Raw genomic sequence first — 12,611 nt, 5'->3', positions numbered from 1 at the left:
GGCACCGGCGACCATGCTGGTGGGGGAGGATGATGCTGTCCAGACAAGACGGTGAGCTGTGGCGAATCCGCAACGCTCCGGTCCGGCCGGCCGGGGGAGCGAGGCGTTCCGCGACGTCCTTCTCACTCTCCGTGCCCAGGGCGCGGCGTGGTGCGGACGCGATTGGAGACCGGGCCCCCGTATCCGGGAGGATGGCCCCCATGACCGCCCAGATTCTCGACGGCAAGGCCACCGCAGCCGCGATCAAGACCGAACTCGCCGCCCGCGTAGAAGCCCTGAAGGCACGCGGCATCCAGCCCGGCCTGGGCACGCTCCTGGTCGGCGACGACGTCGGCAGCCAGAAGTACGTGGCGGGCAAGCACCGCGACTGCGCCCAGGTGGGCATCGCCTCCATCCAGCGCGAGCTGCCCGGCACCGCCTCCCAGGAGGACGTCGAGGCGGTCGTCCGTGAACTCAACGAGGACCCGGCCTGCACCGGCTACATCGTGCAGCTCCCGCTGCCGCGCGGGATCGACACCAACCGCGTCCTGGAGCTGATGGACCCGGCCAAGGACGCCGACGGCCTCCACCCGACGAACCTCGGCCGCCTGGTGCTCAACGAGCGGGCCCCGCTGCCATGCACCCCCAACGGCATCGTCGAGCTGCTGCGCCGCCACAAGGTGGAGATCGACGGGGCGGACGTGGCCGTCGTCGGCCGCGGCATCACCGTCGGCCGCTCCATCGGACTGCTGCTGACCCGCCGCTCGGAGAACGCGACGGTGACCCTGTGTCACACCGGCACCCGGGACCTGGGCGAGCACCTGCGCCGGGCGGACATCGTGGTGGCGGCGGCCGGTGCGGCGCACCTGGTCCGCCCCGAGCACATCAAGCCGGGCGCGGCCGTGCTGGACGTGGGCGTCAGCCGGGACGCGGCGACGGGGAAGATCGCCGGCGACGTGCACCCGGACGTCGCGGAGGTCGCCGGGTGGCTCTCGCCGAACCCGGGCGGCGTCGGCCCGATGACGCGGGCGATGCTGCTGGCCAACGTGGTGGAGGCGGCCGAGCATGCCGCGGGTGCGGACCGTGTCGGCTGAGACGGGGGCCCGGCGGACCGGAGGGGCCGAGGCCCGGGAGACCGGGGGAACCGCCGGGACGGGCGCCGGCCGGCGCCCGTCCCGGCGGTTCCCGCTGATCACCCGTGACACCGCCCGGCCCGAGGGCGGCGGGCGGGCGGCCCCCGGGGACGCCCCCGCGCCCGCGCGGCAGTGGCCGCTGCTGTGCGTGCTGGCCGGTGCGGCCGCCGGCCTGCTGGTGACGCTCGGCCACTTCCGCGCGGGGCTGCTGACCGTCGGCCTGTCCCTGCTCGCCGGCGCCGTGCTGCGCTGGGCCGTGCCGTCGGTGGGGATGCTCGCGGTGCGCTCCCGCTTCACGGACGTGGTCACCTACGGGGTGCTGGGCACGGCGATCGTGCTGCTGGCGCTGATGGCGCAGCCCGCACCCGTGCTGGAGATCCCCTTCCTGGAGGACATCGTCCACTTCACGATCCGCTGACCGGGTCCGGAACCTCCTCGTCACCACCGGATCCGCCACCGGATCCGCCACCGGATCCGCCGCCTCGCCGCCGCGGTGCCGCCTCCGGACGCGGATACCCGCGCGCGGCGGGAGTTGGCCGATTCCGGACGGCATGACGGCGGGAATCCGGGGCAGGCGAATCCCCGTACCCCCCACGGGTGCGGTACGTCCCCCCGCGGCCGCCCGCCGTTCCCCCCCTCCGGCGGGCGGCTGCCCCCGGGGAGGGGCCGTCGGATAGCCTGACGCCAGGTCTCTTGATGTAGAGATACGTCGGAGACCCAGCCGCCACTGTCAGGTAAACGGAGACCGCCATGACCCGCACTCCCGTCAATGTCACCGTCACCGGCGCCGCCGGCCAGATCGGCTACGCGCTGCTGTTCCGCATCGCCTCCGGCCAGCTGCTGGGCCCGGACGTGCCGGTCGCGCTGCGCCTCCTGGAGATCCCGCAGGGACTCAAGGCCGCCGAGGGCACCGCGATGGAGCTGGACGACTGCGCCTTCCCGCTGCTCAGCGGCATCGAGATCACCGACGACCCGAACAAGGCGTTCGACGGCGCAGGCGTCGCGCTCCTGGTCGGCGCCCGCCCGCGCACCAAGGGCATGGAGCGCGGCGACCTGCTGGAGGCCAACGGCGGCATCTTCAAGCCGCAGGGCAAGGCCATCAACGACCACGCCGCGGACGACATCAAGGTCCTGGTCGTGGGCAACCCGGCCAACACCAACGCCCTGATCGCCCAGGCCGCCGCCCCGGACGTACCGGCCGAGCGCTTCACCGCCATGACCCGCCTGGACCACAACCGGGCCCTGTCGCAGCTCGCGAAGAAGACCGGCACCCCGGTGTCGGAGATCCGCCGCCTCACCATCTGGGGCAACCACTCGGCCACCCAGTACCCGGACGTCTTCCACGCCGAGGTCGCGGGCAAGAACGCCGCCGAGGCCGTGAACGACGAGAAGTGGCTGGCCGAGGAGTTCATCCCGACCGTCGCCAAGCGCGGCGCCGCCATCATCGAGGCCCGGGGCGCCTCCTCGGCCGCCTCCGCCGCCAACGCCGCCGTCGACCACATCCACACCTGGGTCAACGGCACCCCGGAGGGCGACTGGACCTCCATGGGCATCCCCTCGGACGGCTCCTACGGCGTCCCCGAGGGCCTGATCTCCTCCTTCCCGGTCACCTGCTCCGGCGGGAAGTACGAGATCGTCCAGGGCCTGGAGATCAACGAGTTCTCGCGCACGCGCATCGACGCCTCCGTGAAGGAGCTGGAGGAGGAGCGCGAGGCCGTCCGCGGTCTCGGCCTCATCTGATCCGGCCCCGCGCCGACTCCGCGCCGGTCCCGCTCCGGCCCCGCCCCGGAGCGCCCGCGCACCCGCAGGCCCCGGCTCTTCCGAGCCGGGGCCTGCGGCGTTCCGGCACCGGGCCGCCCCCCTGTGCTCGGGCAGATGCGCCGCGTAGTGCCCGCAATGCCCTCCATATCCGCTCATCGCCTTAAATTGATTCACATAGAGACCAGATGATCATGGTTTCCTCTGTGAACCATGCCACTCGACATGGATTAAAAGATTGAATTCCTCGGTACGGGGCATGGGACCGGGTCGCTCGGCCCGCCGGGCGGCAAGAGCACCATGCGAGGAAGGCAGTACGGAACGTGTCGGCAATCGAGACCATGCACATCGACGGGGAGTGGCGCCCCGCCCTCTCCGGAAGAACCAGGGAAGTCCTCGACCCCGCCGACGCGACGGTGCTCGCGGTCGTCTCCGAGGGCGGCGCCGAGGATGTCGACGCCGCCGTCGAGGCCGCCCGCCGCGCCTTCGACGCCGGCGTCTGGCCGCGCACCCCCGTCGCCGAGCGGGCGGCGCTGCTGCGGCGCACCGCCGACCTCCTCCAGCGGGACCGCGAGCAGATCGCGCTCACCGAGTCCATGGACACGGGCAAGACCATCGAGGAGGGCCGCGTCGACGTCGACGACGTCACCGCCGCCTTCCGCTACTTCGCCGACCAGGCCGTGAACACCTCCGGCGGACGCGTGGTGGACGCGGGCAGCCCGGACGTGCACAGCGTCGTCGTCCACGAACCGGTCGGCGTCTGCGCGCTGATCACCCCGTGGAACTACCCGCTGCTCCAGGCGAGCTGGAAGATCGCCCCGGCGCTGGCCGCGGGCAACGCCTTCGTCGTCAAGCCCAGCGAGATCACCCCGCTGTCCACCGTCCACCTGATCCGGCTGCTGACCGAGGCGGGCCTGCCCGCGGGCGTGGCGGGCCTGGTCACCGGCGCGGGCGACCCGGTCGGCGCCCGCCTGTCCGAGCACCCCGGCGTGGACCTGGTCTCCTTCACCGGCGGCCTGGCCAGTGGCACCAAGGTGGCCGCCGCCGCGGCCGCCACGGTCAAGAAGGTCGCCCTGGAGCTCGGCGGCAAGAACCCCAACGTCGTCTTCGCCGACGCCTGCGCCACCGAGGAGGGCTTCGACACCGCCGTCGACCAGGCCCTCAACGCCGCCTTCATCCACAGTGGCCAGGTCTGCTCGGCCGGCGGGCGCCTCATCCTGGAGGAGACCGTCCACGACCGCTTCGTCACCGAACTCGCCCGCCGCGCCCGCCGTATCCGGCTCGGCCGCGGCACCGAGCCCGGCGTCGAGTGCGGCCCGCTCGTCTCCCAGCGGCAGCTCGACAGGACCGAGGAGTACGTCGCCTCCGCGATCGCCGAGGGCGCCGTCGTGCGCTGCGGCGGAGAGCGCCCGGGGCCCTCCGACACCCTCCCGGCCACCGGCTACTTCTACCGGCCGACGGTCCTGGACCGCTGCGACCGCACGATGCGCGTGGTGCGCGAGGAGGTCTTCGGCCCGGTCGTGACGGTGGAGACCTTCCGCACCGAGGACGAGGCCGTGGCCCTGGCCAACGACACCGAGTACGGCCTGGCCGGCGCCGTCTTCTCCGCCGACACCGCCCGCGCCCGCCGGGTCGCCGCCCGGCTGCGCCACGGCACCGTGTGGATCAACGACTACCACCCCTACCTGCCGCAGGCGGAGTGGGGCGGCTTCGGCCGCTCCGGCGTGGGACGCGAGCTCGGCCCCTCCGGGCTGGAGGAGTACCGCGAGACCAAGCACGTCTACGAGAACCTGCGCCCCGCCCCGGTGCGCTGGTTCGCCGGCTGACGCGCCCCGCGCCAGCGCCCCGGCGCCTCCACGCGCCCCCGCTCACTCCCCGCGCATCCCTGACGCAACACCCTGTAGGAGCACCACCTTCATGCCCAGCAACACCACCTACGACTACGTGGTGATCGGCGGCGGTACGGCCGGCTCGGTGATCGCCTCCCGGCTCGCCGAGGACCCCGGCACCACCGTCGCCCTCATCGAGGGCGGCCCCTCCGACGTCGACCGCCCCGACGTACTGACCCTGCGCCGCTGGCTCGGCCTGCTCGGCGGCGACCTCGACTACGACTACCCCACCACCGAGCAGCCACGCGGCAACTCCCACATCCGGCACAGCCGCGCGCGGGTGCTCGGCGGCTGCTCCTCGCACAACACCCTGATCTCCTTCAAGCCCCTGCCCTCGGACTGGCAGGAGTGGGAGGACGCCGGGGCGAGCGGCTGGAACGCCATCGCGATGGAGCCCTACTACCACCGGTTGCGCAACAACATCGTCGCCGTCGACGAGAAGGACCGCAACGCCATCGCCCGCGACTTCGTCGACGCCGCGCAGGCGGCCCTCGGCGTACCGCGCGTGGAGGGCTTCAACGCCAGGCCGTTCACCGAGGGCGTCGGCTTCTTCGACCTCGCCTACCACCCGGAGGACAACAAACGCTCCTCCGCCTCCGTCGCCTACCTCCACCCCCACATGGAGGCCGGCGACCGGCCCAACCTGGAGCTGTGGCTGGAGACCTGGGCGTACCGCCTTCGGTTCGGCGGGGAGGGCGGCCGACGCGTCACCGGCGTCCACGTCCGCACCGCCGACGGCGAGGAGATGCTGGTGACCGCCCGGTGCGAGGTCGTGCTGTGCGCGGGAGCGGTGGACACCCCCCGGCTGCTGCTGCACTCCGGCGTCGGACCGGCCGGCGACCTGGAGGCCCTGGGCATCCCGGTCGTCCACGACCTGCCGGGCGTGGGCGAGAACCTGCTGGACCACCCCGAGTCGGTCATCGTCTGGGAGACCGACGGCCCCATCCCCGAGAACTCGGCGATGGACTCCGACGCGGGCCTGTTCGTCCGCCGGGACCCCGAGTCCCCCGGCCCCGACCTGATGTTCCACTTCTACCAGATCCCCTTCACCGACAACCCCGAGCGGCTGGGCTACGAACGCCCCGCCCACGGCGTGTCGATGACCCCCAACATCCCCAAGCCCCGCAGCCGCGGCCGGCTCTACCTCACCAGCGCCGACCCCTCGGTCAAACCGGCCCTGGACTTCCGCTACTTCACCGACGCCGAGGACTACGACGCCCGCACCCTCGTCGACGGCATCCGCATCGCCCGCGAGATAGCGAGGACCGCGCCGCTGGACTCCTGGCTCAAGCGGGAGGTCTGCCCCGGCCCGGAGATCACCTCCGACGAGGAGCTGAGCGAGTACGCCCGCAAGGTCGCCCACACCGTCTACCACCCCGCCGGCACCTGCCGGATGGGCGCGGCCGACGACGAACTGGCCGTCGTGGACCCGAAGCTGCGCATCCGCGGTCTGGACGGCGTCCGCATCGCCGACGCCTCGGTCTTCCCCACCATCCCCGCCGTCAACCCCATGATCGGCGTGCTGATGGTCGGCGAGAAGGCCGCCGACCTGCTCCGCGACGACCGCCCCGAGCCCGGCGACAAGCCCCAGGACGAGTCCGACGACACCACGACACCGGGAGGTGCCGCGTGACCGCAGCCCCAGCCAACCCGCCAACGCCCGACACCGCGACGCCGCAGGCCGGCGACCCGGTGTTCTCCGTCCGGAACCTGTGGAAGGTCTTCGGCCCCAGGGCCGGCCGCGTCCCCGGCGACACCTCCCTGACCGGGCTGTCCGCCGCCGAGGTGCGCGAGCGCACCGGCTGCACCGCCGCCGTCCGCGACGTCTCCTTCGACGTCGCCCGCGGCGAGGTCTTCGTCGTCATGGGCCTGTCCGGCTCCGGCAAGTCCACCCTGGTGCGCTGTCTGACCCGGCTGATCGAACCCACCGCCGGCACCCTCCACATCGACGGCGAGGACGTCCTGGCCATGGACCGGGCCCGGTTGCGGCAACTGCGCCGCACCCGTGCCGCCATGGTCTTCCAGCACTTCGGCCTGCTGCCGCACCGCACCGTCACCGACAACGTCGCCTACGGCCTGGAGATCCAGGGCGTGGGCAGGGCCGAACGCCGCGCCCGCGCCGCCGAGATGATCGAGAAGGTCGGCCTCGCCGGACTCGGCGAGCGCCGCCCCGGCCAGCTCTCCGGCGGCCAGCAGCAGCGCGTCGGCCTGGCCCGCGCACTCGCCGTCGACCCCGAAGTCCTCCTGTTCGACGAGCCGTTCAGCGCACTCGACCCGCTGATCCGCCGCGACATGCAGGAGGAGGTCATCCGGCTCCACCGCGAGGAGGGCCGCACGATGGTCTTCATCACCCACGATCTGTCCGAGGCGCTGCGCATCGGCGACCGCATCGCGCTGATGCGCGACGGCGAGATCGTCCAGCTCGGCACCCCCGAGGAGATCGTCGCCGCACCGGCCGACGACTACGTGCGCGACTTCGTCCGCGACGTGCCGCGCGAGCAGGTCATCTCCGTGCGCCGCGCGATGCGCCCGGCGCTGGCGGGCGAGGCCGACACCGGCGTGGCCCTCGCCCCCGGCACGGTCGTCGCCGAGGCGATCGAGGCCGTGGCGCGCAGCGGCGAGCACGTCCGCGTGGTGGAGGACGGCCGCACCCTCGGTGTCGTCGACCACGCCCGGCTGCTGGCCGTCGTCGCCGGACTGGACCCGGACGCGGGCACGGCCCCGGGAGCGGAAACGGACCCGGACCCCGGCGGCTCCCATACCACCGGCGGGGAGGTGGCCGCCGTATGACGACCGCCACTCCCGCCCCCTCCTCCCGGACCCCGGAACCGGGTAAGCCCGGGAAGACCGGAGCGCCCGGGAAGACCGCGCCCACCGCGCCCGGACCCGGCTCCGGCCCGGACCGGACCGCCGGACCGCCGGGCCGCCCCGGCCCCCTGCGCCGCCTGACCGCCCGCACTCCCGGCCGCCCGGCCGCCCGAAGACTCCTCGTCCTCGCCCTCCTCGCCCTCGTGGCGGTCCCTCTCGCCGCCTCCGCATGGGGCAGCGGAAGCTGGCCGGACGCCCTGACCCACGACGTCCGCTCACCACTGGACGCGCTCGACGCCTGGCTGGTCGACAACCGCGAGTCGCACTGGCTGTTCCTGTACTTCCTGCTGCACATCAGCAACAACGCGGTCCTGGCCGTCGACGGCGTCCTCGCCCTCCTCCAGGGGCTCGGCTGGACGGGCGTGACGGCCGCCGCCACCGCCCTCGCCTGGTTCGCCGGCGGCGCGGACCTCGGCCGCCGCGCCCTGCGCACCGCCGCGACCGCCCTGGGCACCTTCGCCGTGATCGGCCTGCTGGACCTGTGGGCGCCCGCCATGGAGACCCTGGCGCTGATGGCCGTCGCCGTCGCCGCCGCCGCGCTGATCGGCGCGGCGCTCGGACTGGCCGCCGGACTCTCCGACCGCTGCGAGCGGCTGCTGCGCCCGGTGTTCGACACCATGCAGGTGATGCCGGCGTTCGCCTACCTGCTGCCGTTCGTGCTGCTCTTCGGCATCGGCACGCCCTCGGCTCTGATCGCCACCGTCATCTACGCGGCACCGCCCATGGCCCGCCTCACCTCGCTCGGCCTGCGCGGCGCCGACCCGGCCGCGCTGGAGGCCTCCGCCTCGCTGGGCGCGAACGCCTGGCAGCGGCTGGTCACCGCCCGGCTGCCGCTGGCCCGCCGGCAGATGCTGCTGGGGCTGAACCAGACCATCATGATGTGCCTGTCGATGGTCGTCCTGGCCTCGGTCATCGGCGCGGGCGGCCTGGGCGACGAGGTCTTCACCGCCCTGTCGCGGGTGGACGTCGGCCAGGCGCTCGGCCCCGGCATCGCCATCGTGCTCATCGCGATCTGGCTGGACCGCACCACCGCCGCCGCGGGCGCGCGACTGGACGACACCCGCGCCCCCGCGAGCCGCGGGCGCGCCTGGACGGTACGGGCCGCCGCCGCGGCGCTCGTCGCCGCCGCCTCCGCGGCCGGTTCGGCCGCCCTGGGCCGGGAGTGGCCCGACCAGTGGACCGTGAGCATCTCCGCCCCGGTCAACACCGCCGTCGGCTGGATCACCGACAACCTCGGCTCCGGCATCCCCCTCATCGGCGGCACCGTCACCTGGTCGGAGAACTTCGCCCGCTGGGTGCTCAACCCGCTGCGCGACGGACTCCAGGGCACCCCCTGGTGGCTGCTGCTCCTGGCCGCCGCCGCCCTCGCCCTGCTGACGGGCACCTGGCGCACCGCCGTGACCGCCGTGGCCGCGCTGGCGGCGATCGGCGCGATGGGACTGTGGCCCACCTCGCTCAACACCCTCTCCCAGGTGCTCGCCGCACTGGTGGTCACCCTGCTGCCGGGCGTCGCGATCGGCGTCCTGGCCGCCCGGGTGCCCTGGGTGGACCGGGCCATCCGGCCGGTGCTCGACGTGATGCAGACGATGCCGCAGTTCATCTACCTCATCCCGGTGGTGGCGCTGTTCAACGTCGGCCGCACCGCCGCGATCATCGCCGCCGTGGTCTACGCGCTGCCCGCGGTCATCCGCATCACCGCCCAAGGCGTCCGGGAGACCGACCCCGGCGCGCTGGAGGCCGCCCGCTCCATGGGTGCCTCCACCGGCCAGCAACTGCGCCACGTCCAGCTCCCGCTGGCCCGGCCCGCCCTGCTGCTGGCCGTCAACCAGGGAGTCGTCCTCGTCCTGGCCATCGTCGTCATCGGCGGCCTGGTGGGCGGCGGCGCGCTCGGCTACGACGTCGTCTACGGCCTGCAGAAGAGCGAGCTGGGCATCGGCCTGACCGCCGGCGCGGCGATCGTCTGCCTCGGCGTGCTCCTGGACCGCGTCACCCAGCCCGCCGCCACCCGCGACCGGCGCTGACCCGAGGCCCCGACACCCCACCACCCCCCACACACACGCACAAGTACGCACCACAGGAAGAGAGACCCGGCATGAACACCGGTAGGAACAGCAGACGTGTACGCACCACCCTGGCCGCCGGATCGGCCGTCCTGGGCATGGTCGCGCTCAGCGCCTGCGGCGCCGCCGACACCTCCGCCTCCTCCGGCGGCGGCGACACCGTCACCATCGCCGTCCCCTCCTGGGTCGGCGCCGAGGCCAACGCGGCCGTCGCCAAGCACATCCTGGAGGAGGAGCTGGGCGTCAAGGCCAAGCTCCAGCAGATGGACGAGCCGGTCGCCTGGGACGCGCTCGACGGCGGCAAGATCGACGCGATCCTGGAGGACTGGGGCGGCGTCCCCAAGAAGGAGAAGCGCTACGTCGAGGAGCGCAAGACGGTCGTGGAGGCCGGGGACCTCGGCGTCACCGGCCACATCGGCTGGTTCGTGCCCAAGTACTTCGCGGACGAGAACCCCGACGTCACCGACTGGAAGAACCTCAACAAGTACGCCGACGAGCTGAAGACCACCGAGAGCGGCGGCAAGGGCCAGCTCCTGGAGGGCTCGCCGTCGTACACCACCAACGACGACGCGATCATCAAGAACCTCGACCTGGACCTCAAGACGGTCTACGCGGGCAGCGAGGCCGCCCAGATCACCCAGATCAAGAAGTACGTCAAGGAGAAGAAGCCCTTCCTGACGTACTGGTGGACGCCGCAGTGGCTGAACGCCGAGATCGACTTCGTCGAGGTGAAGCTGCCCGAGTACACCGAGGGCTGCGACGCCGACCCCGAGAAGGTCGCCTGCGCCTACCCCGACACCCCGCTGCAGAAGTACCTCAACGCCGACTTCGCCAAGGACGGCGGCGACGCCGCGCAGTTCCTGAAGAACTTCAACTGGTCGACCGAGCAGCAGAACCAGGTCGCCAAGTGGATCGCCGGCGACGGCATGTCCTCGAAGGACGCGGCGGCCAAGTGGGCCGAGGAGAACAAGTCCACCTGGGAGAAGTGGCTCCCGTAAGGAGCCGGCCCCGTAAGGATCGGCCCCGCAGGGGGCGGCCCCCACGGCCGCGGGCCCGGAACGCACTCGCGCGTTCCGGGCCCGTGGCCGTACGGCAGACTGGTTCCCGAGGCTGGAAAACGATTGCCGATCTCCACCAGTCGGACAAAGCTGGTCACGGTACTCGATCGGAAGGGCGATGACTATGGGAGCCGCAGGTCTGGAGACCCAGCCCAGCGCTACGACGTACGAGTTGGGTGATCTTGTCGCACAGGCATGGAGCGGCAAGGTGCACGTCCCCCACTTTCAGCGCGACTTCCGCTGGACCACCAAGGACGTGCTGCGGTTGTTCGATAGCATCGTCAAGGGGTACCCGATCGGGAACCTGCTCCTCTGGGTCCGCCGGACGCCTGAGCGTTCCTTCACGCTCGGTTCGCTCAGGATCGACGCCCCGGCCTACGAGGAGGCATTCTGGGTTGTCGACGGCCAGCAGCGCATTACCAGTCTTGCCAACGCGTTGCATCCGGAAGGGCATCTCCACGACCCGTTCGCCGTCTACTACGACCTCGCGGAACGAAAGTTCATATCTCAGCCGAAGACACGGGAACCGCAACACATTGCCTTGCCCGTACTCTTCGACCTGAAAAAGCTCCTTTCGTGGTTTCGTACTGAGGGTGAGGCGGTCTCCGACCTGTTCGACGAGGCAGAGCGGGTTGCCACAGCCCTCCGCCAGTACAAGGTGCCCGCATATCTGGTCCGCCAGGACGACCTTGATATTCTGACGGACATCTTCGACCGGATGAACAACTACGGAAAGCGGCTCAACCGCGCTGAGATCTTCTCCGCCCTTTACGCGGGTCCCGAGGACGGGGCGGAGGAGCGACTGAATCTTTCCCGTATCGCAGACCGAGTGGCCTCGCGAACCGGGTTCGGCACCATTGATACGGACACAGTTCTCGCCTCAATCCTGGCTCGCCGCGGACCGGACCCCGCGCGGGACATTCGCAACGAGTTCACCTCCACCGGTCGCCGAACGGCTCCGGAGTTCGGGAACGAGGACCAGGACACCGCGTACGCGGAGGGTGAGGAGGCTCTGGTCCGCGCGATTTCCTTCCTGCAGAACGAGGCCGGGGTTCCGCATCTCTCCCTGCTCGCCTACCGTGCCCTCCTCGTCGTTCTGACCCGATTCTTCGCGCACTTCCCCGACCCCGAGGTCAACACGCTGCGGCTACTGCGACGTCTTTACTGGAGAGTGGCGGTGTCGGGCCCGGCGGTCTTCAAGGGAAGCTTTACGCAGGTCAGCCGGGTATTGTGTGCCCGAATCCGTAAGGGCGACGAGCACGGTTCCATCAGAGGGCTGATGGACACCATGGCCGAGGCCCCCCGCTCCCTCCCGACCATCGAGCGGTTCCGCACCAACGAGGCGGCGGCAAAGATAATTCTCAGTTCGTGGTGGTCACTGCGTCCGCGTTCCCTCATGACGGGCGAACCTTACGATGCCCAGGACCTCTCGACGCTCCTCGGTGACCAGAAGACAGCGGCCATGGCGGCTCATGTGGTCTTTCCGCGCGGGCTGACCGCTCAGCAACAGCTGTACGCGAGCAACCGCGTGTTCCTTCCCACGGCCACCGATCCTGTCTCGGAGATTCCAGTGATGTTGGCGGGGCAGCCCATCAACCTCGACGACCAGACGTGGGAAGCCGTTCTCGCTTCCCACGTCATGGATCGTGAGACGGCCGATCTCCTCGCCAGCGGCGATCGTGAAGGGTTCCTGCACATCAGGCAGGAGAAGATCGCGAACCAGCTTTCCGCCTTCCTCGACCGCATGGCTGAGTGGGGCTACGAGGACACGCCATCGCTACAGACGCTGGATTTCGACAGTCTCGACGAGTTGGACAACGGTGACGATGAACCGCTCTGATACGCCGCACCGCTCACAGTGAACAG

The 12,611-nt window shown here is 71.5% G+C and carries 9 protein-coding genes; all 9 read left to right on the top strand.

The window, feature by feature from the left end; translation table 11 throughout:
- Positions 1 to 200: 200 nt before the first annotated feature.
- The 9 genes from ACW69E_RS18845 (at position 201) to ACW69E_RS18805 (ending at position 12,585) form a co-directional block, all read left to right on the top strand.
- Positions 201 to 1,073, top strand: a complete 873-nt coding sequence (locus ACW69E_RS18845; RefSeq protein WP_457499432.1) for a bifunctional methylenetetrahydrofolate dehydrogenase/methenyltetrahydrofolate cyclohydrolase — start codon at positions 201 to 203, stop codon at positions 1,071 to 1,073.
- Positions 1,045 to 1,530: a DUF3017 domain-containing protein gene (locus tag ACW69E_RS18840; protein WP_457499431.1), complete on the top strand. Its 486-nt coding sequence runs from the start codon at positions 1,045 to 1,047 to the stop codon at positions 1,528 to 1,530. Before ACW69E_RS18845 ends, ACW69E_RS18840 begins: the two co-directional genes overlap by 29 nt.
- A gap of 332 nt (positions 1,531 to 1,862) precedes the next feature.
- Positions 1,863 to 2,852, top strand: coding sequence for a malate dehydrogenase (locus ACW69E_RS18835; RefSeq protein WP_457499430.1), 990 nt, complete (start codon positions 1,863 to 1,865; stop codon positions 2,850 to 2,852).
- 359 nt (positions 2,853 to 3,211) lie between these two features.
- Positions 3,212 to 4,696, top strand: coding sequence for an aldehyde dehydrogenase family protein (locus ACW69E_RS18830; protein WP_457499471.1), 1,485 nt, complete (start codon positions 3,212 to 3,214; stop codon positions 4,694 to 4,696).
- A 91-nt stretch (positions 4,697 to 4,787) separates the two neighbouring features.
- The gene (locus tag ACW69E_RS18825; protein WP_457499429.1) at positions 4,788 to 6,392 is read left to right on the top strand and encodes a GMC family oxidoreductase; all 1,605 of its coding nucleotides are present in this window, start codon (positions 4,788 to 4,790) and stop codon (positions 6,390 to 6,392) included.
- A complete protein-coding gene (locus ACW69E_RS18820) occupies positions 6,389 to 7,549 on the top strand; it encodes a quaternary amine ABC transporter ATP-binding protein (RefSeq protein ID WP_457499428.1) in 1,161 nt (386 codons plus the stop codon). Before ACW69E_RS18825 ends, ACW69E_RS18820 begins: the two co-directional genes overlap by 4 nt.
- Positions 7,546 to 9,648, top strand: a complete 2,103-nt coding sequence (locus ACW69E_RS18815; RefSeq protein WP_457499427.1) for an ABC transporter permease subunit — start codon at positions 7,546 to 7,548, stop codon at positions 9,646 to 9,648. The genes ACW69E_RS18820 and ACW69E_RS18815 overlap by 4 nt, the downstream gene beginning before the upstream one ends.
- A 71-nt stretch (positions 9,649 to 9,719) precedes the next feature.
- Positions 9,720 to 10,685 carry an ABC transporter substrate-binding protein gene (locus ACW69E_RS18810; RefSeq protein ID WP_457499426.1) on the top strand — a complete coding sequence of 322 codons (966 nt, stop codon included), beginning with the start codon at positions 9,720 to 9,722 and terminating at the stop codon, positions 10,683 to 10,685.
- A gap of 232 nt (positions 10,686 to 10,917) precedes the next feature.
- The gene (locus ACW69E_RS18805; protein WP_457499425.1) at positions 10,918 to 12,585 is read left to right on the top strand and encodes a DUF262 domain-containing protein; all 1,668 of its coding nucleotides are present in this window, start codon (positions 10,918 to 10,920) and stop codon (positions 12,583 to 12,585) included.
- Positions 12,586 to 12,611 lie beyond the last annotated feature (26 nt).

The sequence above is a fragment of the Streptomyces sp. SS8 genome (genome assembly GCF_054072955.1).
Note: the sequence above shows the minus strand (reverse complement) of the source record. Positions and strands in the feature narration are given on the sequence as shown.